At 64.6% G+C, this 26,404-nt stretch carries 31 protein-coding genes; 12 read left to right on the forward strand and 19 right to left on the reverse strand.

Annotated elements, in window-relative coordinates:
* The first annotated feature begins 16 nt into the window (after nt 1-16).
* Entirely contained in the window at nt 17-439 is a 423-nt protein-coding gene (locus MRY80_RS18360) for an HIT family protein (RefSeq protein WP_293292523.1), read from the forward strand.
* Nucleotides 440-481: 42 nt separating this feature from the next.
* Here the strand turns inward: MRY80_RS18360 and MRY80_RS18365 are convergent, their stop codons facing one another.
* From MRY80_RS18365 to MRY80_RS18390, 6 genes are all read right to left on the reverse strand, one after another.
* The gene (locus MRY80_RS18365; RefSeq protein WP_293292524.1) at nt 482-1,945 is read right to left on the reverse strand and encodes a cytochrome P450; all 1,464 of its coding nucleotides are present in this window, start codon (nt 1,943-1,945) and stop codon (nt 482-484) included.
* Nucleotides 1,946-2,140: 195 nt separating this feature from the next.
* Nucleotides 2,141-2,491, reverse strand: a complete 351-nt coding sequence (locus tag MRY80_RS18370; protein ID WP_293292525.1) for an AzlD domain-containing protein — start codon at nt 2,489-2,491, stop codon at nt 2,141-2,143.
* On the reverse strand, nt 2,488-3,243 hold the full coding sequence (locus tag MRY80_RS18375) for an AzlC family ABC transporter permease (RefSeq protein ID WP_293292526.1): 756 nt from the start codon (nt 3,241-3,243) through the stop codon (nt 2,488-2,490). The genes MRY80_RS18370 and MRY80_RS18375 overlap by 4 nt, the downstream gene beginning before the upstream one ends.
* A 105-nt stretch (nt 3,244-3,348) precedes the next feature.
* Nucleotides 3,349-5,802: an ATP-dependent Clp protease ATP-binding subunit ClpA gene (gene clpA / locus MRY80_RS18380; protein ID WP_346433410.1), complete on the reverse strand. Its 2,454-nt coding sequence runs from the start codon at nt 5,800-5,802 to the stop codon at nt 3,349-3,351.
* On the reverse strand, nt 5,802-6,137 hold the full coding sequence (gene clpS, locus MRY80_RS18385) for an ATP-dependent Clp protease adapter ClpS (protein WP_293293029.1): 336 nt from the start codon (nt 6,135-6,137) through the stop codon (nt 5,802-5,804). Before clpS ends, clpA begins: the two co-directional genes overlap by 1 nt.
* A 208-nt stretch (nt 6,138-6,345) precedes the next feature.
* The gene (locus MRY80_RS18390) at nt 6,346-6,675 is read right to left on the reverse strand and encodes a phasin family protein (protein ID WP_293293030.1); all 330 of its coding nucleotides are present in this window, start codon (nt 6,673-6,675) and stop codon (nt 6,346-6,348) included.
* A 264-nt stretch (nt 6,676-6,939) separates the two neighbouring features.
* On the opposite strand from MRY80_RS18390, the gene MRY80_RS18395 reads away from it, so the two are divergent.
* On the forward strand, nt 6,940-8,256 hold the full coding sequence (locus MRY80_RS18395) for a D-alanyl-D-alanine carboxypeptidase (RefSeq protein WP_346433411.1): 1,317 nt from the start codon (nt 6,940-6,942) through the stop codon (nt 8,254-8,256).
* A 53-nt stretch (nt 8,257-8,309) separates the two neighbouring features.
* Here MRY80_RS18395 and MRY80_RS18400 read toward each other — a convergent pair whose 3' ends face one another.
* The 5 genes from MRY80_RS18400 to MRY80_RS18420 form a co-directional block, all read right to left on the reverse strand.
* Nucleotides 8,310-9,008, reverse strand: a complete 699-nt coding sequence (locus tag MRY80_RS18400; RefSeq protein WP_293292527.1) for a DnaJ domain-containing protein — start codon at nt 9,006-9,008, stop codon at nt 8,310-8,312.
* Nucleotides 9,005-9,742, reverse strand: a complete 738-nt coding sequence (locus MRY80_RS18405) for a VWA domain-containing protein (protein WP_293292528.1) — start codon at nt 9,740-9,742, stop codon at nt 9,005-9,007. Before MRY80_RS18405 ends, MRY80_RS18400 begins: the two co-directional genes overlap by 4 nt.
* Nucleotides 9,743-9,807: 65 nt before the next feature.
* Nucleotides 9,808-10,245 (reverse strand): DUF1489 family protein, encoded by a 438-nt coding sequence (locus MRY80_RS18410; RefSeq protein ID WP_293292529.1) that lies wholly within the window; start codon nt 10,243-10,245, stop codon nt 9,808-9,810.
* Between the two features lie 60 nt (nt 10,246-10,305).
* Nucleotides 10,306-11,706, reverse strand: a complete 1,401-nt coding sequence (locus MRY80_RS18415) for an L-serine ammonia-lyase (RefSeq protein ID WP_293292530.1) — start codon at nt 11,704-11,706, stop codon at nt 10,306-10,308.
* 501 nt (nt 11,707-12,207) lie between these two features.
* Nucleotides 12,208-13,011: a YdcF family protein gene (locus MRY80_RS18420; RefSeq protein WP_293292531.1), complete on the reverse strand. Its 804-nt coding sequence runs from the start codon at nt 13,009-13,011 to the stop codon at nt 12,208-12,210.
* 111 nt (nt 13,012-13,122) lie between these two features.
* Here MRY80_RS18420 and MRY80_RS18425 point away from each other — a divergent pair, with 111 nt between their 5' ends.
* From MRY80_RS18425 to MRY80_RS18435, 3 genes are read left to right on the forward strand one after another with little or no spacing between them, the layout of a single operon-like run.
* The gene (locus MRY80_RS18425; RefSeq protein WP_293292532.1) at nt 13,123-14,019 is read left to right on the forward strand and encodes a DMT family transporter; all 897 of its coding nucleotides are present in this window, start codon (nt 13,123-13,125) and stop codon (nt 14,017-14,019) included.
* A 54-nt stretch (nt 14,020-14,073) separates the two neighbouring features.
* The gene (locus MRY80_RS18430) at nt 14,074-15,081 is read left to right on the forward strand and encodes a heparan-alpha-glucosaminide N-acetyltransferase (protein ID WP_293292533.1); all 1,008 of its coding nucleotides are present in this window, start codon (nt 14,074-14,076) and stop codon (nt 15,079-15,081) included.
* Nucleotides 15,071-15,559, forward strand: coding sequence for an isoprenylcysteine carboxylmethyltransferase family protein (locus MRY80_RS18435; RefSeq protein ID WP_293292534.1), 489 nt, complete (start codon nt 15,071-15,073; stop codon nt 15,557-15,559). The genes MRY80_RS18430 and MRY80_RS18435 overlap by 11 nt, the downstream gene beginning before the upstream one ends.
* Nucleotides 15,560-15,572: 13 nt before the next feature.
* On the opposite strand, the gene MRY80_RS18440 is transcribed toward MRY80_RS18435, so the two are convergent.
* The 4 genes from MRY80_RS18440 to MRY80_RS18455 form a co-directional block, all read right to left on the reverse strand.
* Nucleotides 15,573-15,959 carry a MerR family DNA-binding transcriptional regulator gene (locus MRY80_RS18440; RefSeq protein WP_293292535.1) on the reverse strand — a complete coding sequence of 129 codons (387 nt, stop codon included), beginning with the start codon at nt 15,957-15,959 and terminating at the stop codon, nt 15,573-15,575.
* A 102-nt stretch (nt 15,960-16,061) separates the two neighbouring features.
* Nucleotides 16,062-17,495: a magnesium transporter gene (mgtE, locus tag MRY80_RS18445; protein ID WP_293292536.1), complete on the reverse strand. Its 1,434-nt coding sequence runs from the start codon at nt 17,493-17,495 to the stop codon at nt 16,062-16,064.
* 110 nt (nt 17,496-17,605) lie between these two features.
* The gene (gene yidD, locus MRY80_RS18450) at nt 17,606-17,908 is read right to left on the reverse strand and encodes a membrane protein insertion efficiency factor YidD (protein ID WP_293292537.1); all 303 of its coding nucleotides are present in this window, start codon (nt 17,906-17,908) and stop codon (nt 17,606-17,608) included.
* A 21-nt stretch (nt 17,909-17,929) separates the two neighbouring features.
* Nucleotides 17,930-18,373 (reverse strand): iron-sulfur cluster assembly scaffold protein, encoded by a 444-nt coding sequence (locus MRY80_RS18455; protein ID WP_293292538.1) that lies wholly within the window; start codon nt 18,371-18,373, stop codon nt 17,930-17,932.
* A 207-nt stretch (nt 18,374-18,580) separates the two neighbouring features.
* On the opposite strand from MRY80_RS18455, the gene folE reads away from it, so the two are divergent.
* Genes folE through MRY80_RS18470 form a run of 3 tightly spaced genes read left to right on the forward strand, consistent with a single transcriptional unit; the run spans nt 18,581 to nt 20,760 of the window.
* Nucleotides 18,581-19,219 (forward strand): GTP cyclohydrolase I FolE, encoded by a 639-nt coding sequence (gene folE, locus MRY80_RS18460; protein ID WP_293292539.1) that lies wholly within the window; start codon nt 18,581-18,583, stop codon nt 19,217-19,219.
* 31 nt (nt 19,220-19,250) lie between these two features.
* Complete coding sequence (hisI, locus tag MRY80_RS18465; protein WP_293292540.1) at nt 19,251-19,718, forward strand: phosphoribosyl-AMP cyclohydrolase; 468 nt, start codon at nt 19,251-19,253, stop codon at nt 19,716-19,718.
* Nucleotides 19,719-19,773: 55 nt separating this feature from the next.
* Nucleotides 19,774-20,760, forward strand: a complete 987-nt coding sequence (locus MRY80_RS18470) for a patatin-like phospholipase family protein (RefSeq protein ID WP_293292541.1) — start codon at nt 19,774-19,776, stop codon at nt 20,758-20,760.
* An 8-nt stretch (nt 20,761-20,768) separates the two neighbouring features.
* Here the strand turns inward: MRY80_RS18470 and MRY80_RS18475 are convergent, their stop codons facing one another.
* Both MRY80_RS18475 and MRY80_RS18480 read right to left on the reverse strand, forming a co-directional pair.
* A complete protein-coding gene (locus tag MRY80_RS18475; protein WP_293292542.1) occupies nt 20,769-21,200 on the reverse strand; it encodes a CBS domain-containing protein in 432 nt (143 codons plus the stop codon).
* A gap of 75 nt (nt 21,201-21,275) precedes the next feature.
* Nucleotides 21,276-22,016 (reverse strand): rhomboid family intramembrane serine protease, encoded by a 741-nt coding sequence (locus tag MRY80_RS18480; RefSeq protein ID WP_293292543.1) that lies wholly within the window; start codon nt 22,014-22,016, stop codon nt 21,276-21,278.
* Nucleotides 22,017-22,321: 305 nt separating this feature from the next.
* Here MRY80_RS18480 and MRY80_RS18485 point away from each other — a divergent pair, with 305 nt between their 5' ends.
* The 3 genes from MRY80_RS18485 to MRY80_RS18495 all read left to right on the forward strand — a co-directional run bounded on the left by MRY80_RS18485 (nt 22,322) and on the right by MRY80_RS18495 (nt 24,546).
* Nucleotides 22,322-22,969, forward strand: a complete 648-nt coding sequence (locus MRY80_RS18485; protein ID WP_293292544.1) for a PAS domain-containing protein — start codon at nt 22,322-22,324, stop codon at nt 22,967-22,969.
* Between the two features lie 118 nt (nt 22,970-23,087).
* Nucleotides 23,088-23,687, forward strand: a complete 600-nt coding sequence (locus tag MRY80_RS18490) for a PilZ domain-containing protein (RefSeq protein ID WP_293292545.1) — start codon at nt 23,088-23,090, stop codon at nt 23,685-23,687.
* Between the two features lie 307 nt (nt 23,688-23,994).
* On the forward strand, nt 23,995-24,546 hold the full coding sequence (locus MRY80_RS18495) for a transglutaminase-like cysteine peptidase (protein WP_293293033.1): 552 nt from the start codon (nt 23,995-23,997) through the stop codon (nt 24,544-24,546).
* A gap of 99 nt (nt 24,547-24,645) precedes the next feature.
* Here the strand turns inward: MRY80_RS18495 and MRY80_RS18500 are convergent, their stop codons facing one another.
* Nucleotides 24,646-25,179: a gamma carbonic anhydrase family protein gene (locus MRY80_RS18500; protein WP_293292546.1), complete on the reverse strand. Its 534-nt coding sequence runs from the start codon at nt 25,177-25,179 to the stop codon at nt 24,646-24,648.
* Between the two features lie 60 nt (nt 25,180-25,239).
* Nucleotides 25,240-25,545 carry a hypothetical protein gene (locus MRY80_RS18505; protein ID WP_293292547.1) on the reverse strand — a complete coding sequence of 102 codons (306 nt, stop codon included), beginning with the start codon at nt 25,543-25,545 and terminating at the stop codon, nt 25,240-25,242.
* Between the two features lie 102 nt (nt 25,546-25,647).
* Here MRY80_RS18505 and MRY80_RS18510 point away from each other — a divergent pair, with 102 nt between their 5' ends.
* Complete coding sequence (locus tag MRY80_RS18510; protein ID WP_293292548.1) at nt 25,648-26,403, forward strand: hypothetical protein; 756 nt, start codon at nt 25,648-25,650, stop codon at nt 26,401-26,403.
* Nucleotide 26,404: the final 1 nt, after the last annotated feature.

Below are 26,404 nucleotides of genomic sequence, written 5' to 3' on the forward strand. Positions count from 1 at the left end.
CGCAACGGAGGCCGTCATGAGCCCAGATTACGATCCGGACAACATCTTCGCGAAAATCCTGCGCGGAGAGATCCCCAGCCACAAGGTCTACGAGGACGACGACTGCCTCGTCATCATGGACGTGATGCCACAGGCCGACGGCCACACGCTGATCCTCCCGAAGGCGCCCTCGCGCAACCTGCTGGACGCCGATCCGGCCGTGCTGGCGACGATGATGCCGGTGATCCAGAAGATCGCCCGCGCCGCGAAAACGGCGTTCAACGCCGATGGTGTCGTGTTTCGCCAGTTCAACGAGGCGGCAAGCGGCCAGACCGTCTTCCACCTGCATTTCCACGTCATCCCCTGTGTCGCGGGCGTGCGATTCAAGGCCCATGCGGCGACGATGGAAGATGCCGACGTGTTGGCGGAAAACGCCCGCAAGCTCATCGCCGCACTCTAGCACTGCCGGCTCCGACGGACCGCGATTGGCCCGCCTGACGGGTCAGCGATTGTCGATGAGAGCGCTTATGTTGCCGCGCAGCGGCGGACGGCTGCCCGACGGCTTGCGCGCGCCGCGCGGTGAGATGGCCAGGGCAAGCGCGCCCTTCGGCTGCATGACTGCCGCATAGCGATAATCGAAGCGCGCATTCACGGGCATCTCGACATCGAAATTGGCGACGACGACCGCCAGTGCATGACGCAGCATGTTGGTGGCGAAGCGGAACCCCGGACAGCGGCGTGCGCCGCCGCTGAAAGCCGGGAACTGGTAGGTGTTCGGCGAGATGGCGCGCCAGCGTTCCGGCCTGAACGACCAGGGATCGTCATAAATTTCCGGATCGCGCTGCGTCAGCAGCACGCTGAGGAACACCGTCGCTCCCTCCTCGATGTCCAGCCCCTCGATTTCGGTGCCCTTCAGGACACGAAAACCGAGAAACGGCGCCGGAGGGCAGACGCGCAGGGTTTCGTCGATGAATTCGGCCAACGGGCCCGCGTCCTCGACAGGCTCCTTGGATGCTCCCTCGGAGAAGAGCCGATCCGCCTCGTCGCGCAACGCTTCGAGATGTTCGGGGAACAACGCAACGAACATCAGTGCCCATGCGAGCGTCGCAGAGGCTGTCTCGTAGGAGGCCAGCAACAGGCCCGCGATCTGGGCGGCCTTGTCGACCTCGGAAGTCGGCATTCCGTCCGGGTCATCCGCCGCCGCGACGCACGCGCGCAGATTGTGAATGTCCGTCTCCGCCCATGGCGTGTCCAGCCAGTCGAAAAGGCCCGCGCGCACTCCCCGCGCCTTCGCGAGCAAGCCACTGTAGCGGAAGCCCGGAAGATCGAACCGGAAGAACTGCGAACTGCGGCTCCACTGGTCCTTGTGAAAGGCGTCCATCCGGCTTCCGAGCGCCAGCGCGTGATCGCATCTCGGTTCGCCGAAGAGCCCGGCGAAGGCGAGCCGCTGGATCAGCCGGCGCGCGAGGATGGAGCAGTCCACCTGCGGCCCCGTCGGCCAGGCCCTGATCTCCTCGCCCGCAATCCCGGAGAGCGCCGCATAGCCCGCATTGATGCGTGTCCGGTTGAAGGCAGGCGCAGCGACCTTGGAGAAGTGCGCGTGTTCCGCCCCCGATTGCACCAGGAAATTCTTGCGCAGCTGCTGCAGCGCCGTGCCTTCGCGCCCGCCGACGGGCCACAATCCGCTCGGCCTGAAACCACTGGCATCCGTCAGGACCGCCTTGTTCCAGTCCGCACCGATCAGGAGATAGGTGGGCGCCGCCGAGGCCGGGCGAAAGGGATGCTCGATCCTGACGCATTCGCCATGCACGCGGGCCAGGCGCCGCATACAGGAGATCGGATCACTGTAGAATTCCGCATAGGCTCTCGCGGCCCTCACGCCGGCGAGTGTGCGCGCCGAAACACGCGCTGCGACCGTCCGGCTGGACTGGTCAGCGGTGATCGCGGACTCCTCGTGATCGATCACGACCGGCGCCCCCCATTTGACCCTCTGGGATTACCCTAAGTCAAAACAGGCAGATCAAGAAACAGAATCTCGGTGCTTCAGGCTCTTGTGAACACAGTGGGCCAGAGAATACTTGCTCCGGCGCGATGAACTTCCGACGGCCGGGTCCGTTTCCAATGACGTCTTCGCCTGAGCGAAGCAAAGACCGCTTTCCCGCTAGAAACCCAGCACCATGCCCGCCGCCAACGCGGCAAGGGACACGCCCACGCCGACGACGACGCGCTGGCCGGCCAGCTTGAAGGCGGCGAAGCCCAGCACCGCGGCGACGATCCGCAAAACCACCCCGGTCTCGGCCAGAGCACCCGTCGGAAACAGGATCAGCCGCGAGATGACGGCGGCCACCAGCGCCGTTGCGACCGCGCGGACGAATTCGAACGCCTGCGAGCCTTCGTTCAGCCGCCGCCCTACAAGCACGCCGGCATAGCGCCAGAAATCCGTGGCAAACCATCCCGCGATCAGGATGAAGAGATAGGGCCACCACCAGGCGTCGATCCCCGAGAAGGTCATTGGCCGTCTCCCTTCGGGCGGAACATCGGGCTTCGCGCCAGAACGAAGGCGATGGTGCCGCCGCACAGGCCGGCGAGCAACAGGTCGAGCTCCGGCGTCAGAACATGAAACAGCGGCCCGAGCGCAAGCCCCGCCACCATGGCCAGCTTGACGACATGGGCGCGCGCCGTCGCCCAGAGCGACGTCAGGAAATAGACCGGCGTGAGGAAGAACAGCGCGCCCAGAACCATCGCCGGGATACGCGCCGCGAAGAGATAGACCAGCAGCACCACTCCGACATTGAGGAGCGACAGCGTCATGGCGAACCCGATGAAGAAGACGGTGCGGAACTGGCGCGGAACCCGATGGACGCGCTCCGTCGCCATCACCCAGGCCGTCACGGCGATGAAATGCGACAGGAAGACGAGCGTGCGCGTCCGCGTCTTGCCGGTCTTGAGCTCGGGCACCAAAGTCGTGACCATCGGCATCAGGCGAACCGAGGAGAGCGCGACGGCGATCATCGTCGCCGGAAGCGTGGCGCCCGCGGTGATGCCCGCAATGAGAACGATCTGCGCCGGCAAAGCCCAGACCATAACGGTCATGAAGACCGCGTGGGCCATCTCGATGCCGCTCTCGCGGGCAAATCCCGCAAACCCCACAAAGGCCGCCATCAGGATGAAGGTCGGCAGGGAGAAGTTGGTGCGCATGCCCCGCAGGAACCAGAGCATGCTGGTTCCCTCACTCGGCACGGTTTCGCTGACAGATTTCTGCATGGCTGCGCGCTAGCATGGCCGCGACTGATTGGCGAGTGCTGCAACGCAAAAACGGGCGGATCGCTCCGCCCGTTCATTCTTTCCGGTCCCGGCTCGCCGGCCGGATTACTTGCGCGGCACCTTCGGCACCGACGCGTTCGATTTCGCCGGCGCGTCTTCGTCGCCGCTCTTGCCGTCATCGGCAGCCGCGGCCTCCGTCTTGGCCGAAGCGGCCTTCTTCGGAGACGCCTTGCGCGTGGTGCGCTTCGGCTTGCTCTTCGGTTCGTCGGCAATCGACTCCAGCTTCAGCCGGGCCTCGCCGAGTTCGTCCTTCTCGACGGTCACCTTGACCGTGCCGCCCTTCTTGAGCTTTCCGAACAGCACTTCCTCGGCCAGCGGCTTCTTGATGTGCTCCTGGATCACGCGGCCAAGCGGACGTGCGCCCATCTTCTCGTCGTAACCGCGCTCCGCCAGCCACGAGACGGCTTCCTCCGACAGGTCGAAGATGACGCCACGGTCGGAGAGCTGCGCCTCCAGCTGCATGACGAACTTCTCCACCACGCGGTGAATGACCGGCACCGGCAGCGGCCCGAAGGGAATGATCGCATCGAGACGGTTGCGGAACTCCGGCGAGAACAGCCGGTTGATCGCTTCCACGTCGTCGCCTTCCCGCTTGGAAGACCCGAAGCCGATGGCGTTCTTCGCCATGTCGGCGGCGCCCGCATTGGTCGTCATGATGATGATCGTGTTGCGGAAATCGACCTGCTTGCCGTTGTTGTCGGTCAGCTTGCCGTGATCCATCACCTGCAACAGGATGTTGAACAGGTCCGGATGCGCCTTCTCGATCTCGTCAAGCAGCAGCACGCAATGCGGATGCTGGTCGACGCCGTCGGTCAGCAGGCCACCCTGGTCGAAACCGACATAGCCGGGCGGCGCGCCGATGAGACGCGAGACGGTGTGTCGCTCCATATATTCCGACATGTCGAAGCGCAGCAGCTCGACGCCGAGCGACAGCGAAAGCTGCTTGGCGACTTCGGTCTTGCCGACGCCGGTCGGGCCGGAGAACAGGTAGGAGCCGATCGGCTTCTCCGGTTCGCGCAGGCCGGCACGCGCCAGCTTGATCGCCGACGACAGCGCTTCGATCGCCAGGTCCTGGCCATAGACGACCCGCTTCAGCTCCTTCTCAAGATTGGCGAGAACTTCCTCGTCATCCTTGGAGACGGTCTTCGGCGGAATGCGCGCCATGGTCGCGATGGTCGCCTCGATCTCCTTCACGCCGATCGACTTCTTGCGCTTGTTCTCGGGCAGAAGCATCTGGCTCGCGCCGGTCTCGTCGACCACGTCGATCGCCTTGTCCGGAAGCTTGCGGTCGGAGATGTAGCGCGCCGACAGTTCGACGGCCGACTTGATCGCGTCGTCGGTGTACTTGATCTTGTGGAATTCCTCGAAATAGGGCTTCAGCCCCTTCATGATCTCGATGGCGTCCTCGAGCGACGGCTCGTTGACGTCGATCTTCTGGAACCGGCGCACCAGGGCGCGGTCCTTCTCGAAGAACTGGCGATATTCCTTGTAGGTGGTCGAGCCGATGCAACGGATCGCCCCGGACGACAGCGCCGGCTTCAACAGGTTCGACGCGTCCATCGCGCCACCGGAGGTCGCGCCGGCGCCGATGACGGTGTGGATCTCGTCGATGAACAGGACGGCGTGCGGGAACTCCTCGAGCTCCTTGACGACCTGCTTCAGCCGCTCCTCGAAATCACCGCGATAGCGCGTCCCGGCGAGCAGCGCGCCCATGTCGAGCGAGAAGATCGTCGAAGACGCCAGCACTTCCGGCACGTCGCCGTCGACGATGCGCTTGGCGAGACCCTCGGCGATCGCCGTCTTGCCGACGCCCGGATCGCCCACATAGAGCGGGTTGTTCTTGGAACGGCGGCACAGGATCTGAATCGTCCGGTTGACCTCCGCCATCCGGCCGATGAGCGGGTCGATCTTGCCGGTCCGCGCCTTCTCGTTGAGGTTGACGCAATAGGCGCTCAGCGCGTCCTGCTGCTTCTTCTTGCCCTCTTCGGCTTCCGGCGTCGCGCTGTCGTTCTGGCCGCTTTCGTCGGCGCCTTCCGGCGAACGGGCGATCGACGCGCCGGGCCGCTTGGCGATGCCGTGCGCGATGTAGTTGACCGCGTCGTAGCGGGTCATGTCCTGCTCCTGCAGGAAGTAGGCGGCATGGCTTTCGCGTTCCGCGAAGATGGCGACCAGCACGTTCGCGCCGGTGACTTCCTCGCGGCCGGAAGACTGCACGTGGATGACGGCCCGCTGGATGACGCGCTGGAAGCCGGCGGTCGGCTTGGCGTCCTCGTCGTAGCCGGTGACCAGGTTTTCCAGTTCGTGATCGACATAGTCCATCACGGTCTTGCGCAGCGCCTCGGTATCGACCGAACACGCATCCATCACCGCCTTGGCGTCCTGATCGTCGATCAGGGCGAGCAGCAGGTGCTCGAGCGTCGCATATTCATGCTCGCGCTCATTGGCATAGGTCAGCGCCTGGTGAAGTGATTTTTCCAGACTGGGGGTAAATGTCGGCATTATTTCTTCTCCATCACGCACTGCAACGGATGCTGGTTCTGCCGTGCAAAATCCATCACCTGCGTCACTTTGGTTTCGGCGACCTCATATGTGTAGATGCCACACTCCCCCACGCCGTGATTATGCACGTGCAGCATGATCCGCGTCGCCTGTTCGCGGTTTTTCTGAAAAAAGCGTTCGAGAACGTGCACGACGAATTCCATCGGCGTGTAATCGTCGTTCAGCAACAGAACACGGTAGAGGCTCGGCTTCTTGACCTTGGGCTTCGTGCGGGTGATGACCGCCGTCCCGCGCTCGTTGTCGCCGCCGCCTTCCTTGCCGTCTCCGGCCTGCATTTCGTGCCGCATATAGCCCATCATGCCCTGTAGTTTGATTGCCCCCGGAGCGTGCTCCGAACAGGATACTTAGGAACTCCGACGTCGATTTTAAGCCCCCTTCCACGCGGTTCAAGGCGTCAATTCGGAACATCACAAACAAACAGGCCCGTGTGAACGATCACACGGGCCTGCAGGCATTCGCGAGTTGAGTGGCGTGCCACCCGGCTTATTTGGTAGCCGAAGCAATCACGCCCTCGAACGGCTTGTAGGCTTCCTTGGCCAGATCGGCGTAGAGTTCGCCCATCTTGGTCGCTTCGGCGACGAAGGACTCATAGGCCGACTTCACGTAGTCGGTCTGGATTTCCATCGCCTTTTCAATCGACTTGGAAGCGGCGAGCTTCTCGAAAGCGGCGACGCCGTCCTCGTAGGACTTCTTGGAGTAGTCGGTGGCCTCGGAAGCGATGGCCTGCACGCCCTTGGTCATGGCGGCGTAGCTCTTCAGGGAGTGGTCCATCATTTCCTTGCCCATCGTGTTGGCATCTTCGAAGGATTTCATCATCACTGTGCACCTTTCGCGGTCAGTCATTGCGTTGTCGGTCTGCGCCCGGTACGGGATTGCAGGAATATAGTGTGCACTGCACAAAAAATCAACGGCAACTTGTTGCGTCGCACAATTTGAGATCAATTTTCGACGAAATCGGAAACCCCCGGTAACTTCCCGGTCACCATAAACGAGTTGGTAACGCTGTTTCGCTAGCGTTTCTCCAGTTCGCGTCCGCACAGACGGGCGACGCCAGTAGCGTAACAACAGGTGTCCAACGTGTCCTTCATCAAAACGCCATCGGCCAAATCAGCGGCGCATCTGATATCGGCGCTGCTTTTCGCGATCTTTTTCGTCGCCGCGCTCGCTCCCGGCGCGCACGCAAATCCCAAATATGCTTCGATCGTCATCGATGCCAACACCGGCAAGGTCCTGCACGCCCGCTACGCGGATTCGCCGCGCTATCCGGCCTCGCTGACCAAGATGATGACGCTCTACATGGTGTTCGAGGCGCTCGAGCAGGGCAAGATCAAGACGAGCACGCGCGTGCCCTTCTCCGCCCATGCCGCGTCCATGCAGCCGACCAAGCTCGGCGTTCCGGCCGGCAAGAGCATCTCGGTCGAAACAGGCATCTATTCGCTGGTCACGAAATCGGCGAACGACGCGGCCGCCGCGCTCGGCGAACTTCTCGGCGGCACCGAGAGCAATTTCGCGAAGATGATGACCGCCAAGGCGCGCCAACTCGGCATGTCCAACACGACGTTCCGCAACGCGTCCGGCCTGCCGAACTCCAAGCAGGTGACGACGGCGCGCGACATGGCGACGCTCGGCATCGCGCTGCAGGAGCACTTCCCGCGCCAGTTCAAGTATTTTGAAACGCCGAGCTTCAAATACGGACGCACGACCATGCGCAACCACAACCGGCTGCTCGGTCGCGTCGCCGGCGTCGACGGCATCAAGACCGGCTACACCCGCGCCTCGGGCTTCAACCTCGTGACCTCCGTCCACAAGGACGGCCGCAGCATCGTCGCCGTGGTGATGGGCGGCAAGACCGGCCGGTCGCGCGACGCCCACATGGAAGAGCTGCTCGCCGCCAATGTCCGCAAGGGCTCCAAGCGCCGCGGCAACATGCTGATCGCCCGCGTCGGCGGCACCACCTTCTCCGGCCTGCCGGCCACCATCGCGCAGATCGACATCGACGAGATCCCGCTGCCCGCTTCGCCGCAGCGCTCGGCCACGATCGGCGCGCCCGTCGCGGCCTCGGTCGTCACCGCCTATGCGGCCGAACCGGCGCCGCGTCCCGCCGCCGGCATCGACACGATGAGCACGGCCTCGACGCAGTCGCGTGACGGCTGGGTGATCCAGATCGCGTCGCTGCCCAGCCAGGACGAAGCCGTCGCCTTCCTGCGTCAGGCACAGGACCGCGCCGGCTCGGTGCTCGACGGACGCAGCCCCTTCGTCGAGGAATTCCAGAAGGGCAGCACGGTCTATCACCGCGCACGCTTCTCGGGCTTCGGCTCCAAATCGGCCGCGTGGAACGCCTGCAAGGCGCTCAAGAAGTACAACTACTCCTGCCTCGCATTCGACAATTCATGACAAGGCAGGCAGGCCGCCTTCAACCAGTGGAACGTGTTCGAGTATCAAGGAAGTCAGTCGGCATGATCACGCAGAAGAACGTCACGCGCTTCGTTAACCCTCTGCGCCAGAAAGGCGTTGCCTCCGAGGTCGGGGTGGACGCGCTGCATCAGGCTGCGATGCGCCTTTCTGATCTCCACGGCGGACGCTCCCGGTTCAAGGCCAAGGACCTGGTAAGCCTCCTCATGTGTCATGGCGCCCGTGCGATGCGGTCCTCCCTGCCCCGCACCAACATCCGGGTCCACGTCGTCACGCCAACCCGGCATTCGGCGGTCAAAATACGCCTCCAGTAATTCCGCGCTCTCGCGGTCGTCCTTCAGGTCGGCCGCGAGTTCGTACAACTCCCCGTCGTCCATCTCGAACAGCCTGCGCCCCTCGAAGCGCCCGACGAGCACCATGCCGTCCATGTCGCCGCTGTCGTGATCGAGTTCCATCTCCAGCCACGCCGACCGCACCGTCGACTTGCGCCCGCTCGGGCCCCTGACGGCTGACTGCCGTCGCTGCTTCCCGTACCAGGCGACCGCCATCATGATCAGCGGCGCGCCCACGCTGATCCGGCCCGCCAGGCTCAGGACAAGGCCGACGCCGCCCAGAAGAACGGGCCCGATCACGCGCAGCAGCCGCGCGATCTGCGCAGGCGGCGCCGACGAGGCATAGATCAGCGTCAGGATGACGAAGGCGGCAATGCCGACGAGCAGGATGAGGACGCTCACCGCGTGCCGCCTCCGCCGGGCCGGCCCGACATTTGCTCAAGCAGCAACCGGTCCTCGCGCGACCCGCGCGCCTCCAGCGCCTTCAGGCCGCCGGTCGCGTAGACGGCGATGGCCGAAAGCAGCCGGGCCAGAACCGATGCCGACGACCGGTCGAAACGGAACCAGCCGCCCTTGGTGACGCGGGCGATCTCGCGGAACGCCTGTTCGGCGCGCGGATCATGCCCTTCCTGGAAGACGAACACCGGGATGCCGCGTAGGCCGAGTTCTCCGGCAGCCTGCACGAGGTCATCGACATTCTCTTCCATCGCGTCGCCGATATAGACGAGCGCGTTGAGACGCTTGCGCGCGTGTTCCTTGGCCGCATGCCGAAGAACCTTGAGGATCTGGGTGTGCCCGCCCCTGCAATCGATGCGCGTCATCATCGACGCCAGCGACTTGCCGTCGGCGGCCCATTTGGACGCCCTGCATTCGCCCAAGCCGCGAAAATAGACGAGTTGCATCGACAGACGGCCACTGCCGGCCGCGCTTTGAAACATCTCCGCCTGGATGGAACAGGCGAGATCCCAGGTCGGCTGCCGGCTCATCGTCGCGTCGAGCGCAAGCACGATGCGGCCGTCCCCGGCGCCCCCCTGAACGGAAGACTTCGCTGCCGATAGGAACGCGTCGATTTCGTTGCGCGAGGATTTCGCCGGCGCAATCTCGTCCTTCGGCGTGTTGGTGATCGATCTGGCCATGGGGAAAAATGTGGCACTTTCGCCGATTGTTGCAAGGTGCAAGCGAACCCGCGCCGGTTCGGCGGTCAGATCAGGCCGAGATCGGCCAGTTCGTTGCGCATGTCCACGGGAAGCGCCTCCAGTCCCTCGTCGCCGTCGCGCATATCGGCGGGAGCGTCTTCCGGCTTGAGGTAGCGCCATCCCTGGAACGGCCGTTTCGGCTGCGATCGGGTCAGCACCACGTCCGGATCCAGCACGATGCGACAGCGCGAGACGCCCTCGCCATCGACGAAGGGACGAATGTCGACGATGCGTTGGCGGCATTGGACGCGCCCCTTGATCACCCAATAGAGCGATCCCTCGCCGACGATCTCGTCGGCGCGCTTGGGGATCATGCGGGTCGTGTGCCAGTGCTCGGCGCGTTCGCCGGCCTCCCGCTTCTCCGCCAGGCGGAAATCGATCCAGGCGCGCAAATCCTCGACGCTGTCGGCGCCGACACAAAGCTTGATCAGGTTCAAGGCCATGCGACATGGTTTAGGCGCGTGGCGGGCGCGGTCAAGCGGACCGCGCGGTCGTCCACAGGCTCAGCACTCCGGCATGTTGACCGCGAGGCCGCCCTGGCTCGTTTCCTTGTATTTCTCGCTCATGTCGAGACCGGTCTGGCGCATGGTCTCCACGCAGGCGTCCAGCGGCACGAAATGCGTGCCGTCGCCCTTCAAGGCGAGCGACGCCGCCGTCACGGCCTTCACCGCCGCCAGCGCGTTGCGCTCGATGCAAGGCACCTGGACGAGCCCCCCGACCGGATCGCAGGTCATGCCGAGATGGTGTTCCAGCGCGATCTCGGCGGCGTTCTCGACCTGTGCCGGCGTTCCGCCCAGCACTTCGGCCAGCCCCGCCGCGGCCATGGCGGCAGCGCTTCCCACCTCGCCCTGACAGCCGACCTCGGCGCCGGAAATCGAGGCGTTGTGCTTGATGAGCCCGCCGATCGCCGCAGATGTGAGGAGGAAGTTGTGCACGTCTTCCGGCTTCGTCAGCTCGTGGAACCGCACCATGTATTTCATCACCGCGGGCACGACCCCGGCGGCGCCGTTGGTCGGCGCGGTCACGACCCGTCCGCCGGCGGCGTTTTCCTCGTTGACCGCCATCGCATAGGCCGCGAGCCAGTCATTGGCGAGCATCGGGTTGGGGCGGTTGGAGCGCCAGTCGGCCTCGAGGCTCTCATGCACCTGGCGCGCCCGTCGCTTCACCTTCAGGCCGCCCGGCAGGATGCCCTCGCCCCGCAATCCGCGATCGATGCACCCGTCCATCGCCTTCCAGACGGCGTCAAGGCCCGCATCCAGTTCCTCGCGCGTGCGGCCGACTTCTTCATTCGCGCGCTTCATGGCCGCGATCGAGAGGCCGCTCTTCTTGGCCATCGACAGCATCTCGGCGGCCGTCCGGAAGGGATATGGCACCTCGACGCGCCGCACCATGCGCGGTTCGGCCTTCATCTGCGCCAGTTCGTCCTCACTGACGACGAAGCCGCCGCCGATCGAATAGTAGACGCGGCGCAGCAAGATGCGCTCGTCAGCGTCGCGCGCGAAGAAGGTCATCCCGTTGGCATGGCCGGGCAGCGGGTCTTGCCGGTCGAAGACCAGATCCGACGACGGATCGAAATCGTAGCGCGGATGCCCTGCCGGCGAGACGGCCTTCTCGCGCTCGATGCGGCGCAGGATGTCCTCGACGGCGTCCGGATCGACGCCGTCCGGCTGATGGCCGTCGAGACCGAGGATCGTCGCCCTGTCCGTCGCGTGACCGACGCCGGTGAAGGCGAGCGAGCCATGCAGGGAGACCGAAAGCCTAGTCACTTCCGCACCCGCCGGACGCGGCCAGTCGCCGTTGAGAACCTCGTCCAGAAAGCGCGCGGCGGCGCTCATCGGCCCCATCGTGTGCGAGGAGGACGGTCCGATACCGATCTTGTAGAGTTCGAAAACAGAAAGAAACATGCGTGCCGTTCTCGCGAGAATGGCGACACGCTAGCAGACCGTCGCGGAGAGGAGAACGGGGTTCCGACGCGGCTTGGCCCCGTTACGACATGAGCCGTACGAAATGGACCGAGCCGCGTCGAAGGATGTCTTGCTAAGCCGAATGCTACCGCTGGACTGCGGAGGCGACCTCGGCGACTTCATTCATGCCTGTCAGGTATACGACGACCATGACGCAGGCGAAACCGGCCACTGCCCAGGCTGTAAGACCCCAGCTGGGCTTCTGCACGTGTTCATCCATGTCTGAATGTTCCCTGTCGAATTGGGCGCATTGGGTTCGCGCTCTCTTGGAGCGGGCGCTCTAACGGGTCATTTCGCATTTCGCAACTGCGAAATCGCCCTTCAGCGCGCCCGGCGGCAATCGGCCACGTCATTCCGCGCTGATTCTCCGCGCCATTTCAAGGCTCTGACAGGGTCGTTAGCCTTGTTCCACTTTCGTCGTAGAGCCCTCTGAAGTTCGCTTCAAAGCGGCAGAACGCCCTCGGCGCGCCCCGTCGCCGAATAGACGACGATCCCGATCCATTCGCGCAGAGCGAGGCTCAGCTCCATGAGGCCTTCCGCCGGATCGTTGCGTCCGATCTCGAACCCTTCGTCGCCGGCCGTCCGGTAATCCGCCGGCCAGGGAATGATGTCGATCGCCTGCTTGCGAAAGATGCCGACCGAGCGCGGCATATGGAAGGCGGAGGTCACGAGGAGCCATTTGCCCGGCGGAAGATCGGCGATCGCGGCCTTGGTGAAGACCGCGTTCTCGTAGGTGTTCCTCGACCGGTCCTCCAGCACGAGGCGCTGCGGATCGACGCCGAATGCCGCGTAGAACCGCCGGGCAACCGTCGTGTCGCCTTCGCCCTGGCCGATCAGCGACGCGTCGCCGCCGGTGATGACCAGCGGCACCTCCGGCAGCGTTTCGGCCAGACGCAGGGCTTCAACGAACCGGTCGCCGGCCTCGTTCAGTTCGTAGCCGCCACGGCCGCGCGTCACGAAACCGTTGAAGCCGCCGCCGAGCACGATGATGCCGGCGACCTCCTCGACCGCGGGAACCTCGGCCGGTCGCGGAATCGCGTTTTCCAGGCGCTGGATGAGAAGCCGTCCGGCATTCGTCTGCGTGGCGACGAGCAGAAAAAGCACTTCCAGGACGACGAGCCGGCGCACGGTGCGATGCGCCTTGAACAGGGCCGCCAGGAGGATCAGCAGCAGGCCCAGCGTCAGCAGTCCGACGGGCTGGATCACGAGCCACGCCACTTTCGAAACGATGAAGAAGACCGACATTCAAACGCCCGGATCGATTGCACTCCAAGTGCCTTCCCCTTACACGGCTTCTGCGCCCCGCGCACTTCCCGATCCACGTGCCCCGCTTGCCGGGGCGGAAGGTTTCCGACCGTGAGCGCCATACGAAAACCGACCCCGATCGACATGATTCTGCTGCTCACGGCAGCGGCGATCTGGGCGAGCGTCTTCGTCGCGATCAAATACGCCGTCCCGGAGACCGGACCGCTGTGGCTCGCGGCGATTCGCGTGACGATCGGCGCGGCAATCCTCGCTCCCTATGCCATCTGGCGCGGCGTCGTGCTGCCGCGCGAGTTGATGGTCTGGGTGCTCATCGTCGCCATGACGCTCTTCAACATCGTCATCCCGTTCTTCCTGATCTCTTGGGCCGAGCAGACGCTGGCAGCCGGCGTCACCTCGATCCTCATGGGAACCGGCCCCTTCGCGGCGCTGATCGGCAGCCACTTCCTCACCCATGACGACAAGATAACCGGTCCGAAACTCGTCGCCGTCCTGCTCGGCTTTTCCGGGATCGTCCTGGTGGTCGGGCTCGACGCGCTGGGCGGCGTCGCCCACGGGAACCTGAAGGCGCAGGCCGCGGCCCTTTGCGGGTCGCTATCCTATGTCGTCGCCGGGCTGCTCATCCGCCGGATCGACGTGCCGCCCGTGCGGCTGTCGTTCATCGCGCTGACGATCGGCGCCATCATCCTCGTCGCCGCGGCCTTGGCGATCGACGGGCCGCTGACGGCGATGCCCTCGCGCAGCGCGTCGATAGCGCTTTTGCTGATGGGCATCTTTCCGACCGGGATCGCCTATATCCTGCGCTTCCACCTGATCCGCACGGTGGGCTATTCGACCTTCGCCTATTCGATCAACCTGATCCCCGTCTTCGGCGTCTTTCTCGGCGTCATCCTGCTGGGAGAGCCCCTGCACCCGCAGGTGCTCATCGCCCTCGCCCTCATTGTCACCGGCCTGTTCGTGGCGCGCATCGAACCCAAGAACCGCGACTGATCTGCGCCCGCAACGTCGCTTTGCTTGCGCGCGAGGGCGTGCTTATTTGCGGCCATGGCAAATGGTGACGATTCGGGTGCGCCTGCAGTCGCAGCCGGTCCGGCGGGATCGCGACGGATCGACTGGATCGACCTCGCGCGCGGCGTCGCGCTGGTCGCCATGGCGATCTACCACTTCAGCTGGGACCTGGAATTCTTCGGCTATCTCGACCCCGGAACGGCAGGCACGGGGCCGCTGAAATGGTTCGCCCGTTCCATCGCCTCCAGTTTCCTGATCCTCGTCGGCGTCAGCCTCGTTCTCGCCCATGGGCGGCAGATACGCTGGCGGCCGTTCGGCAAGCGCCTCGCCACCGTCGTGGCGGCCGCACTGCTCATCACCGTGGCGACATGGTGGTTCACGCCCGACGCCTTCGTGTTCTTCGGCATCCTGCACCAGATCGCCTTTGCCAGCCTTGTTGGCCTGGCGTTCCTGCGCCTTCCGGTGCCCGTTCTTCTCGTGCTTGCCGCCGCATGGTTTTCCGTGCCGTTCTGGGGTCAGGCCTATGTCTTCGCCCAACCCTGGCTGCTGTGGATCGGCCTTTCGCCGATCCCGCCGCGCTCGAACGATTTCGTGCCGGTGTTTCCGTGGTTCTCCGCGGTGCTGACCGGGGTCGCCGTCGGTCGCCTCATGACGATCACCCAGGCGACAGACCGCCTTCGCCGACATCCGCCGACAGACAACATCGTCACGCGAGGCCTGCTCTTCATCGGGCGGCACAGCCTCGTCACCTATCTGGTCCATCAGCCGATCCTGATCGCCGGGCTCTACCTCTTCTCGCTCGTCATCCCGGCGGCGGAGCGGCCGCCGGAGGTGGTGTTCGCGTCCTATTGCGAGCGCGACTGCACGACCGTCAACACGAAGGCGTTCTGCGAGGCGTTCTGCGGCTGCGCCATCACGGGGCTGCAGGAAAAGGGCTTGTTCGAGGCCGTGTTTGCAGGTGAAATCAACCAGACCTCCGACCCGCGGGTCGCCGAGGTGATTGACGAGTGTTCCTACGAAGCGAATACGATCGATGACAACTGACACTCATGGTTTCACCGAGCGGCCCAACAGCTTTCCCTGGCCGCCGGTCATCTATGTCATCGCGCTCGTCGCCGGGTGGCTGCTCCAGCGCCTGCTGCCGCTGCCGTGGTTCGGCGGGGCCACGGGCGAGGTCATGTTCGCAGCCGGGGTGCTCGCGATTCTCGGCGCGCTGGCCGTCGATCTCACGGCCATGCGCACGATGCATTCCGTGAGGACCACGATCCTGCCGCATCGCAAGGCCGACCATCTCGTGACCAAGGGCGTCTTCGGCCTGTCGCGCAATCCGATCTACGTCGCCAACACGGTTCTGGTCATCGGCGCCGGCCTGATATCGGGCATCGCCTGGTATTTCGCGCTCGCCTTCGTCGCCGCCTTCGCGACGCAGAAGCTGGCGATCGAGCGCGAGGAGAAACACCTCGAGGCCCGGTTCGGAAAGACCTATCGCGATTACAAGAAGCGGGTGAGCCGCTGGCTCTGACCGTGTACGGGCGTCAGGACGTGACGCGCAGTTCCGCCAGCCGGCCGAGACAGGCCTCTTCGACCTGCTCCAGTTCGGCGAGCGTGTCCTCGATGTCCTTGCGCTTCTGGCGCAATTCCTCGCGCTTCTCGCCGGCCTTGTTGATGATCGCGCGCAACTGGCCGACCTCGCCGGGCGGCGCCTTGTACATCTGGATGATCTCGCGGATCTCCGCGATCGAGAAGCCGAGCCGCTTGCCGCGCAGGATCTGCTTGACGAGGAGCCTGTCGGCCGGCCGGAACAGGCGCGTGCGACCGCGTCGCAGCGGATGGATCAGCCCTTCATCCTCGTAGAAGCGCAGGGTGCGCGTCGAAATCCCGAACTCACGGGTGAGCTCGGTGATGGTGTAATAATCCCGCATGCACCGAATCTTTCCGGATCAAAGACTTACGTCGCCGCATGATTGCGACGCTCTTACGTAAAAGTCAAATAACGCGCCGCGCGACGCGGTGCGTATCCCCGGTCAAATCCCGAACCACCAGGCGGCAAGGCCAAGGAAGGCGAAGAACCCGACTATGTCGGTGACCGTCGTCACGAAGACGCTGGAGGCGATCGCCGGGTCGATGCCGAACCGGTCGAGCAGGAGCGGAATGAGGATCCCGGCCAGCGCCGCGCTGACCATGTTCAGCACCATCGCGGCCGCGATGACGCCGCCCAGGGGAATATTCCAGAACCAGAGCGCTGCGACGAGGCCCAGCACCGCTGCGAAGACGACGCCGTTGATGAAGCCGACCGTCAACTCGCGCCGGATGATCCGCGCGGCGTTGTAGATGTCGATGTCGCGGGTAGCGAGCGCGCGCACGGCGACCGTCATGGTCTGCGTGCCGGCATTGCCGCCCATCGAGGCGACGATCGGCATCAGCACCGCCAGCGCCACCATCTGCGAAATCGTCGCGTCGAACAGGCCGATGACGACCGAGGCCAGCACGGCAGTCGCCAGGTTGATCAGCAGCCACAGGAAACGCGACTTGGTGGTCTCGATGACGGTGTCCGACAATTCCTCGTCACCGACACCGCCAAGGCGCTTCAGATCCTCTTCCGCTTCTTCCTGGATGACGTCGACGACGTCATCGATGGTGAGAACGCCGACCAGCCGCTCGTTTTCATCGACGACGGCGGCGGAGAGAAGGTCGTATTGCTCGAAGAGCTGCGCGGCCTCTTCCTGGTCCGTCTCGGCGGGAATGGCGTGCCGGGTCTCGCGCATGATCTCCTCGATCCTGACCGGACGCGGGGTTCGCAGGATGCGGTCGAGATCGACGGCGCCGACGAGATGGAAGGTCGGATCGATGACGAAGATCTGCGCGAAGGTTTGCGGCAGGTCCTCGCTGTCGCGCAGATAGTCGATCGTCTGACCCACCGACCAGTAAGGCGGCACGGCGACGAATTCCGTCTGCATGCGGCGGCCGGCGCTCTCTTCGGGATAGTCGAGAGAGCGGCGCAGCCGGATGCGTTCGGTGAAGGGCAGCTTGGCGAGAATCTCGGCCTGGTCGTCCTCGCCCAGATCCTCCAGAATGTAGACCGCGTCATCGGAATCGAGCGCCTGCAGCGCGATCGCGACCTGTTCGTTCGGCAGCGCTTCGACGATGTCGAGACGGATCGCCTCGTCGACCTCGGTCAGCGAGGAAAAGTCGAAGCGGTCGCCCAGCAGGCCGACGAGCTTGAGCCGCTGTTCGGCTTCCAGCGTCTCGATCAGGTCGCCGAGTTCGGATTCATGCAGGTGCGAAACGGCGTCGGCCAGAACCTCGACGTCGCCGGCGTCGATCGCGGAATCGACATGGTCCAGGAAGTCGGCGCGGATCGAGCCGTCTTCGCTGTAGATGTCGTCCGCATAGGCATCGCTGCCCTGCTCGACATATGCCGTCTGGGTGTCGCTCACCGATCGCTCCGTCACGCTCATGCGCGAGTCACACAACTAATCCACTGTTGTGAAAATACAATTGCCGCCGGGGCATTGGACCCTGATTTTCAAGGCGCCGAGCGAGGGAAACGCCGCAAGCAGCGCGGCCGTCAGAGTTTTTCCGGCACGTTGTCGATGCCACATGTGCCGCCCGGGCCGCAGCGTGCAACACGCTTCAAGGTGAGCCAGCCGCCGGCGAGAAGTCCGTGGCGGGCGATCGCCTCGTAGCCATATTCCGAGCAGGTGGGCATGTGCCGGCAATTGTTGCCGATGAAGCCCGACAGGGTGAGCTGGTAGAGCCGGATCAGGGACGTGCCGAAAAGACGGCCGGGCGTCTTCGGCCACGCGCCCTGCCAGTTGCGGCTGCGCGGCCTGGCCGGTTTCGGTGCATGGTCGGTTTCGTGGGCGCACATGGTGTCAGCTCGGCGGGCGGATCAGGCCGCGCTCGCGCGCTTCTGTTCGATCTGGTCGAGCGCGTCGACGACGGCGTCGAACACGAGCAGCGTCGAAGCGTGGCGCGCCTTGTAGTCCTTGACCGGCATCAGAAACTGCAGGTCGGCGAACCGTCCCGTCGGCGCGGGACCGTCGGCCTTGAGCATTGCGATCATCTGCTCGCGCACGTCGCGCAGTTCCTGCGCCGTCGCGCCGACGATCGTGCGCGCCATGATCGAGGAGGATGCCTGGCCAAGCGCGCAGGCCTTCACCTCCTGGCCGTAATCGGACACCACGTCGCCATCCAGTTTCAGGTCGATGGTGACCGTCGAGCCGCACAGTTTCGAATGCGCCTTGGCCGACGCGTCGGCATCGGCAAGCCGCGTCGTGCGACCGATATTCCCGGCGAACTCCAGGATCCTGGCGTTGTAGATGTCGTCGATCACTCTTCGCTCCATGGCCCGGATCGCAAACCGGGATGACGGATCGCGGCCTGTTCTTGCGCGCGATGCTACATATATATTTTACATCGAAGCGCGAACAAGGCATATGCCCTCGCCGTTGACGGGTCGGCGGCGTTTCCGCATTTTCGGGGATGCGCGGCCCGTGCAATTCGTTTCGGCGCCAATGCCGGAACCACAGGAGACTATCTGATGGACGCCATTGTCAGCACCTTTCTCGAGGACGCGGAGAAGGAACCGTTGACCAGCAATCCGAAGCGCCCGACCCGGGAGGAAGCCGAAGCCGCCGTGCGGACGCTCCTGTTGTGGGCAGGCGAGAACCCGGACCGCGAGGGCCTGGTCGAAACCCCGCAGCGGGTCGTCAGCGCCTATCGCGAGATGTTTTCCGGTTACGACATGGATCCGCACGAGGTGCTCGGTCGCACCTTCGAGGAAGTCGCCGGCTATGACGACATCGTGCTCGTGAAGGACATCGGCTTCCATTCCCATTGCGAGCACCACATGGTGCCGATCATCGGCAAGGCGCATGTCGCCTACCTGCCGGACGGCAAGGTGGTCGGCCTGTCGAAGATCGCCCGCGTGGTCGACATCTTCGCGCAGCGCCTGCAGACGCAGGAATCGATCACCGCGCAGATCGCGGCCACCATCGACGAGGCGGTGGCGCCACGCGGCGTCGCCGTGCTGATCGAGGCGGAGCACATGTGCATGGCCATGCGCGGCATCCGCAAGCAGGGTTCGACCACGCTGACGACCCGCTTCACCGGGGCGTTCCTCGACAATCCGCAGGAACAGGTCCGCTTCATGACCATGGTGCGCGGCCTCGGCGCTTGATCGTGTCGCCCGGGCGGCGTAGAGCCGCCCCATGACCGATGCTTCTTCCGATTTCTTCGCAACGCCCGGCTCCAAGTCCGAACTGGAGGCGGGTGACGTGCTGTCGCCGCGCTTTTCCGCCGACGGCCTGATCACCGCCGTGACGGTGGACGCCTCCGACGGCACCGTGCTGATGGTCGCGCACATGAACGCCGAGACCCTGCGGCTGACGATCGAGACCGGCATCGCCCATTACTGGTCGCGGTCCCGCCAGTCGATCTGGAAGAAGGGCGAAACCTCCGGCAACATGCAGGCGATCAGGGAAATCCGCGTCGATTGCGACCAGGATTGCGTTCTCCTGAAGGTCGAGACCGCCGGAGACGGCGCGAACTGCCATACCGGTCGGCGCAGCTGCTTCTATCGCATCGTCGCGACTGGCGACGACGGCAAGCCGCGCCTGGTCCTTGACGAGGCGGACGCGCCGCGCTTCGATCCGCAAAGCGTCTACGGTCAGAAATAGCGCTCCCGCGCTTCAGGCATTTGACACCAATTCGCCGCAAACTGCGGACACCAAGATGTCGGGTCTCGAACGTGTCATGCAGGTAACCAGCTTTAAGAGGCGCAAGCCCGATCTTGCCGAAACGCCGGCGCCGGTCGATGACGAGACCGCGCCGGAGCCGCGCGGCCATGGCATCGCGCTCGCGCTGGGCGGCGGCGCGGCCCGCGGGTGGGCGCATATCGGCGCCCTGCACGCACTGGACGAGGCCGGCCTGCACATCGACATGATCGCCGGCACCTCGATCGGCGCGCTCGTCGGCGGCTGCTACCTTGCCGGCAAGCTCGACGAACTCGAGAAATTCGCACGGTCGCTCTCCAGGCGCCGCATGCTCGGCCTGCTCGACATCCAGTTCGTCGGCAGCGGCCTCTTCGGCGGAATGCGGCTGACGCGCGAACTGGAAGCGCATATGCGCGGCATCCAGATCGAGGACCTGCCCCGGACATTCGTCGCCGTCGCAACCGAAATCTCCACCGGCCACGAGATCTGGCTGACCCATGGCGACCTGACCGTCGCGATGCGGGCGTCCTATTCCCTGCCCGGCATCTTCGAGCCGGTCGAGTGCAACGGGCGGACGCTCGTCGACGGCGCGCTGGTCAATCCCGTGCCGGTCTCCGTCTGCCGGGCGCACGAGCAGCCCCGCGTCGTCGCCATCAACCTGAACTACGACATTTTCGGCCGGTCGGGCGTCGTGAAGCACGGCGCTCCCCGCGCCGAGATGAATGTCCGCGCCACAGACACCTCGTCGAAGCCACAGCGCAAGAAGAACCCGGAACAGCCGGTGCGCCTCGGCATCACGGGCGTGATGGTGGAGTCCTACAACATCATCCAGGACCGGATCTCACGGGCTCGCCTCGCCGGCGATCCGCCGGACTATTCGCTGCATCCCCGCCTGTCCGACATCGGACTTGCGGATTTCCATCGCGCCTCGGAAGCGATCGATCGCGGATACGAGGCGACGATGGAGCGCCTGCCCGACATTCAAAGGCTGGCGGAAATGGTCTGAGGCCTGCGTCAGGCCGAGGCGATGTAGGACCGGATGTCCTCGGCTTCGCGCTCGATCTCCTCGATGCGCCGCTTGACGATGTCGCCGATCGAGACCACGCCGACAAGCTTGCCGTCACGCTCGACAGGCAGGTGGCGGAAACGGCCCTGGGTCATCGTTTCCATCAGTTCGGGCACCGTGGATTCTTCGTGGCAGGTCCGCACCTTGGCCGTCATGAGCTCGGAAACGGGCCTGTCGAGCGTCTCCGGGCCGCCGCGATTGAGCGCACGGACGATGTCGCGCTCCGACAGAATGCCCTTGATCACCATGTCCGGCGTCGCCACCACCAGCGCGCCGACATTATGCGTTGCGAGCGCCTTCACGGCATCCTGTCCGGTGGCATCCAGCGGCAGGGTGAACACGTCCGCGCCCTTTTCGGCGAGTATGTGCTTGACCATCATAGCGAATGTTCCTCCTCACATCGCCTGAAAGCATGCGCCGAAGGTCGAAGATTTGCAAGAACGGGTCACGCAGCGTCATTGGCGCCGGACGAAAAGCGGCACCAGCAGGAAGCCGGCGACGAGCCCGCCGATATGGGCTTCCCACGCGACCCCGTCCTCCCCCATGGCGCTGAAGAGATTGAGCCCGACCACGACGTTCATGACGATCCAGATGCCGAGGAACGGCAACACGCCGCGCGCGCGCAGGGACTGAACAATGGACAGAAGCGGCCCGTCGAAACCGCGCCGGGGCACGCGGCGATTGGCGCGCAGACCGAAGCGCGCGGCCGCGCCCATGAACCCGGAGACGGCGCCGGACGCCCCGATCACGGGCACCGGGTCGCCGTAATAGACGGCGAGATGGGTGGCCGCCGCAAGCGCGGCCGTCACGACCCAGAACACAAGGCTGCGCCACCACCCGATGCGGTATGCCAACGGCGAACCGAACACGCCCAGCCAGACCAGGTTGACGCCGAGATGCACCCAGTCGGCGTGCAGGAACGCGTAGGTGACGGGAGAAAACAACGTCGGCAGGTCGAGCACGAACATGTCCGGCGTGTAGCGAAGCGGAAAGAAGGCCGTCGCGACCAAAAGTTCGGTGTCCAGCCTCGGTGACAGGACCTGCGTCCGCAGCAGGTGAACGGCGACGCAGATCAGCGACAGCATCACGATGGAGCCGTGCAGGTTGAAGACCGGCGGCGATGCAGCCGGTTCCTGCGGGCGTGGGAGTTCGGTGTCGGAAGCGTCGGGTGTGTCGTTTCGGGCGGGGTCGGTCATGGCAGCCTTCGGAGGGTTTCCTCCTGATATCGCGTAAAAAGAAGGCCATTCAAGTCATTGACTTGAATGGCCTGGGCGAGTCCCCACCCACCAATTCGGTCCGTGCTGTGAAACGGGTCCGCGTGTTGACGAGACGGTCGCAAATCGGTGCCACGGCCGCAATCGAAACAACTCGTTAACCTTAACTCGCGGGCGCCGCCCCGTTGGCCCGAAAGATGCTTCAGTTAACAAAGGATGAATGGAAACATGCCGGCATGTGCCAGCCTGGCACATGCGCGGAGGCGATCGACGGGGGCAACCGGAACATGCGTCATGAGCAAACGCTGAGACTGTATTCTTACTGGAACGAGAAGCGTGCCGGCCGGCCGGCGCCGGACCGCTCCGAAATCGCGCCCGCCGCTCTCGGCGCCCTCCTCCCCTCGGTCATGCTCCTGGAACGGGACAAGCGCGGCGACATCGTCATGCGGCTCGCGGGCAGCCAATTGTGCTCGCTTCGATGCACCGAGCTGCGCGACGCGTCGTTTGCGAGCCTGTTCATCCCCGATTCGCGCACCGGCGTGCGCAAGATCCTGACTTCGCTGGAGAACGGCAACAGCGTCGTCGTGATGGACGTCTTCGCCCGGCGCACCGGCGGCTCGGGTTTCCGGCTCGAAATGGCCCTCTTCCCGCTTGCCGACGAGAAGGTCCGGATCCTGGGCATCGCGACGGCCAAGCGCACGCCCGAATGGTTCGGCCTCGTGCCGACCCAGCTCGAACTGCACGGGCTGCGCCACATCAACCCCGACGCGGACCTCGCCTTCCTCCAGAGCCGCCCCTCGATCCCGCTGCGAAACCGGTCGGAGGACACGCAGAACGCCTACCCCCACGGCCTACAGGTCATCAACGGAAAGGGCGTTTTCGGGCCCAAACGGGCCATGCGCGCCTTCCGTGTGCTGGAAGGCGGGAAGAAGTAAAAACACAGTTCAGACACTGCAAGATCTAGCATTGGAATTCGAGTGCGAATAACCGGCCGTTAACCAGACGCCCCCTATCTTTCGACTGTCCTCTCTGTCGAACCGGTCTGACCCCATAATGCTCGGCGCACAGCAACCCGTCTCAGATTACGATCGCCGCCAACACCAGCGCGTGCAAGTGATGCTGCATGGCCGGTTGATGCTGTCGGACCGGTCCGAGTATCGCTGCCAGGTCGTGGACATGTCGCCCGGCAGCGCGTTCTTCGCCACCGATGCTCCCGGCAAGATCGACGAGCGCGTCGTCGCCTATGTGGACCATATCGGCCGGCTGGAAGGCATTATCGCCCGCATCCGCACCGACGGCTTCGCGCTTCAGCTCAACACGACGCCGCGCAAGAAGGCCAAGCTCGCCGCGCAGCTGACCTGGCTCGCCAACAAGCATGAGCTGGACCTTCCCGAGGATCGTCGCCACGAGCGCATTCTGCCGCGCAATCCGTCGGGCGTCCTGACGCTCGAGGACGGCCGGCAATATCGCTGCAGGATCATCGACTTGTCGGTCTCCGGCGCCGCCGTGGAGATCAATGTGCGGCCCGCGCTGGGCACGCAGGTCACGCTCGGCAACATGCGCGGCCAGGTCGTGCGCCATTTCGAGGACGGGATCGCCGTCGAATTCGCGGTCATTCAGCGTCGCGACACGTTGAAACAGTATCTCGGCTAGGCTCTTTAGCCGACCTCCAGGGAAGGCGCCTCGCATCGCGGGGCGCTTTTCTTGTTTGAGCGACCGCACTCGAAGCCAGCCGGCCGATCCGTCGCATTTGAATCAAATCTTGCGCGAATTCAAATCGAGTTTGTCGCGTCTTTGATCCGCTTTCGATTCGTTTGTGAATCGACTTTGCCTCAAACACCGCTGCCCGCCTTCGTTCTACCTCAAACAGTTCATGCCATCGTTACGTCACTTGGGAGACGGTGGAATGGACGGACAGGGAAAGAAATCCCGCTTGCGGGCGACGAGCGTGGCTTCGGTCATGCTGTTGTGCGGGACGATAGGCGCGCTTGCCGCGCCGATGACGACGGGGCGCATCACCAGCCAGCCCATCGGGCATTACGAATTTTGCCAGCAGGCGCCGGCGGAGTGCCGGGCGACGGGCCGCAATGTCGCGCCCGACCGCATGACCACGAAGGCGTGGGCGACGATGGTCGAGATCAACGACCGCGTGAACACGACGATCATTCCGCGCACCGACATGGAAATGTGGGGCAAGGAAGAGATCTGGTCCTATCCGGTCAAGTATGGCGACTGCGAAGACTACGTCCTCCTGAAGCGCCACGAGCTCATCGGCGCCGGCTTCAAGCCGTCGAACCTGCTGATCACCGTCGTGCTGCAGCCGAATGGCGACGGCCACGCGGTGCTGACCGTGCGCACGGATCAGGGCGACTTCATTCTGGACAATCTCGTCAGCTCGGTGATGGACTGGCGCGATACGCGATACCGCTATCTGAAACGCCAGTCGGTCGCCAATGCCGGCAAATGGGTCGACATCGTCGACGAGCGCAGAAACGTCGCGAGCAGTTTCTGAGAACAAGGAATACAGGTCCCCGGTCGAGTCCCCAAACCATCCCATCCCCAACGACCGGGTCAGGAGCCGGCCATCCCAGATGGCCGGCTCTTTCTTTTGTCAGGCCTCGGCGCGGCGGAGGCCCGCGGCGAAGCGCCGGGCGTTTTCCACGTAATGGGCGGCCGAATCGCGCAGCGCCTGGATGGCGGCGTCGTCGAGCGTGCGCGCCACGCGCGCCGGCGATCCGATGATCAGGCTGCCGTCGGGAAACGACTTGCCCTCGGTGACGAGCGCCCCTGCCCCGACGAGGCAATTCGCGCCGATGCGCGCGCCGTTCAGCACGATCGCGCCGATGCCGATCAGGCTGTTGTTGCCCACCGTGCAGCCATGCAGCATCGCGCGGTGCCCGATCGTGCATCCCTCGCCGAGCGTCAGCGGGAAGCCCATGTCGGTGTGCATGACGCAGTGCTCCTGCACGTTGGTGCGTGCGCCGATGGTGATGCGCTCATTGTCGCCGCGCAGGACGCAGCCGAACCAGACGCTCGAGTCCTCGCCGAGTTCCACATTGCCGATGACGCGGGCGTCCTCGGCGACGAAGGCAGCGCCGATGCCCGCCTGTTCGGGCGTCGTTCCGTCCAGTGTGTAGAGCGTCATGCGCCTCCCCCAAGCCTCTCGTTGCGGTCAGCGCCCGTCTTCCCACGCGCCGTCCGCAGCTTACAAGAGCGCCCGCGCGCTTTCCACGGCGACGACGCCGAGCGCGCCGCTCCACAGGAAGATGAGACCCGTCAGAGCGAAGGCGCTGCCGGCCCGGCGCGCCGCGGTCTCGGCGCCCGCATGCTCGAAGGCGCGCATCAGCAGTGCCGGCCCGGCGCAGCAATAGATTGTGAAGGCCGCGAACAGGCCGATTCTGTCGAGCGTGTCCCTGTCGAAGGCCGGCGTGAAACCCGCCAGCCCGCGGGCAAGGTGAAAGAACGACAGCGAAACCGCCACCCCGGTCGCCAGCACCATCAATGCCATCATCCACGCATCTCCCGATTTACCGAATGTTTACCATAACGGTGTCGAGTGATGCACGTTCGATGCCAGATCGAATGTGCCATTTCGGGTCACGTGGAAGGTACCATGCCAGCGATTGCGGCGAGCGCCGACGAGGAATACGACATCCGCAAGGGCATATCGGGCATCGCCTACCGCCTTTTCATCGGCTTCGGCGTGCTTGCGCTGCTGTCTGTCGCGATTCTAATCGCCGGCAAGCTCTACGGCCGGTCCCTGGTGCATGCCGGCCACACATCCGCGACACAGCGCTTCCAGGTCACCATCGACGGCGACACCGTCTCGGCACCGGCCAACATGATTCGCATCGAGGCGCAGCGGCGCGACGGCCCTTCAAGCCGCCTCGACCTCTATGTCCACTGGCCCACCCTTTCGGGCTTTCGCGACAATCTCGCCCGCGCGTTCAACGACATCGAACCGGCGACCAATTCGATCGTCTTCGCCTCGCTTCTCCAGCGCGCCACGACCGCCGACATGGCGGGCCGCTTCGACGCGGTCTATCGCAACGTGATGGTCGGGCCGATCACCGATGCCGGAGACGGATTGATGCGGGCGCGTCTTTCGCCCGAACATGGCTATGTCGACGAATATGTCGTCTTCGGTCCGCCGGACCGGGTCACCGGCCGCCGCTTCGTCGTGCGCTGCCAGGACGCCGAGGCCACGGCGCAGACCGTCGTCGCACCCTGCGAGACGGAAATCCATCTCGGCGAGACGCTGACGGCGGAAATACGCTTTCCGTTGCGGCTTCTTGGGGATTGGCGCGAGCTGAATGCCGAATTGCCGGCATTCCTCGACAGCCTTCTGGTCGGACAGGGCCGCCCGTAAG

This window comes from Oricola sp., assembly GCF_022763245.1.
In the GTDB taxonomy this organism is placed as follows: domain Bacteria; phylum Pseudomonadota; class Alphaproteobacteria; order Rhizobiales; family Rhizobiaceae; genus Oricola.

Coding starts and splice junctions, on each gene's coding strand:
- MRY80_RS18360 (WP_293292523.1), top strand. CDS start 17: ATGAGCCCAGATTACGATCCGGACAACATCTTCGCGAAAATCCTGCGC.
- MRY80_RS18370 (WP_293292525.1), bottom strand. CDS start 2,491: ATGACCTTCTCGGGGATCGACGCCTGGTGGTGGCCCTATCTCTTCATC.
- MRY80_RS18375 (WP_293292526.1), bottom strand. CDS start 3,243: ATGCAGAAATCTGTCAGCGAAACCGTGCCGAGTGAGGGAACCAGCATG.
- clpA (WP_346433410.1), bottom strand. CDS start 5,802: ATGCCGACATTTACCCCCAGTCTGGAAAAATCACTTCACCAGGCGCTG.
- clpS (WP_293293029.1), bottom strand. CDS start 6,137: ATGCAGGCCGGAGACGGCAAGGAAGGCGGCGGCGACAACGAGCGCGGG.
- MRY80_RS18390 (WP_293293030.1), bottom strand. CDS start 6,675: ATGAAATCCTTCGAAGATGCCAACACGATGGGCAAGGAAATGATGGAC.
- MRY80_RS18405 (WP_293292528.1), bottom strand. CDS start 9,742: ATGGCCAGATCGATCACCAACACGCCGAAGGACGAGATTGCGCCGGCG.
- MRY80_RS18410 (WP_293292529.1), bottom strand. CDS start 10,245: ATGGCCTTGAACCTGATCAAGCTTTGTGTCGGCGCCGACAGCGTCGAG.
- MRY80_RS18415 (WP_293292530.1), bottom strand. CDS start 11,706: ATGTTTCTTTCTGTTTTCGAACTCTACAAGATCGGTATCGGACCGTCC.
- MRY80_RS18420 (WP_293292531.1), bottom strand. CDS start 13,011: ATGTCGGTCTTCTTCATCGTTTCGAAAGTGGCGTGGCTCGTGATCCAG.
- MRY80_RS18430 (WP_293292533.1), top strand. CDS start 14,074: ATGGCAAATGGTGACGATTCGGGTGCGCCTGCAGTCGCAGCCGGTCCG.
- MRY80_RS18435 (WP_293292534.1), top strand. CDS start 15,071: ATGACAACTGACACTCATGGTTTCACCGAGCGGCCCAACAGCTTTCCC.
- MRY80_RS18440 (WP_293292535.1), bottom strand. CDS start 15,959: ATGCGGGATTATTACACCATCACCGAGCTCACCCGTGAGTTCGGGATT.
- mgtE (WP_293292536.1), bottom strand. CDS start 17,495: ATGAGCGTGACGGAGCGATCGGTGAGCGACACCCAGACGGCATATGTC.
- yidD (WP_293292537.1), bottom strand. CDS start 17,908: ATGTGCGCCCACGAAACCGACCATGCACCGAAACCGGCCAGGCCGCGC.
- folE (WP_293292539.1), top strand. CDS start 18,581: ATGGACGCCATTGTCAGCACCTTTCTCGAGGACGCGGAGAAGGAACCG.
- hisI (WP_293292540.1), top strand. CDS start 19,251: ATGACCGATGCTTCTTCCGATTTCTTCGCAACGCCCGGCTCCAAGTCC.
- MRY80_RS18470 (WP_293292541.1), top strand. CDS start 19,774: ATGTCGGGTCTCGAACGTGTCATGCAGGTAACCAGCTTTAAGAGGCGC.
- MRY80_RS18475 (WP_293292542.1), bottom strand. CDS start 21,200: ATGATGGTCAAGCACATACTCGCCGAAAAGGGCGCGGACGTGTTCACC.
- MRY80_RS18480 (WP_293292543.1), bottom strand. CDS start 22,016: ATGACCGACCCCGCCCGAAACGACACACCCGACGCTTCCGACACCGAA.
- MRY80_RS18485 (WP_293292544.1), top strand. CDS start 22,322: ATGCGTCATGAGCAAACGCTGAGACTGTATTCTTACTGGAACGAGAAG.
- MRY80_RS18490 (WP_293292545.1), top strand. CDS start 23,088: ATGCTCGGCGCACAGCAACCCGTCTCAGATTACGATCGCCGCCAACAC.
- MRY80_RS18495 (WP_293293033.1), top strand. CDS start 23,995: ATGCTGTTGTGCGGGACGATAGGCGCGCTTGCCGCGCCGATGACGACG.
- MRY80_RS18500 (WP_293292546.1), bottom strand. CDS start 25,179: ATGACGCTCTACACACTGGACGGAACGACGCCCGAACAGGCGGGCATC.
- MRY80_RS18505 (WP_293292547.1), bottom strand. CDS start 25,545: ATGATGGCATTGATGGTGCTGGCGACCGGGGTGGCGGTTTCGCTGTCG.
- MRY80_RS18510 (WP_293292548.1), top strand. CDS start 25,648: ATGCCAGCGATTGCGGCGAGCGCCGACGAGGAATACGACATCCGCAAG.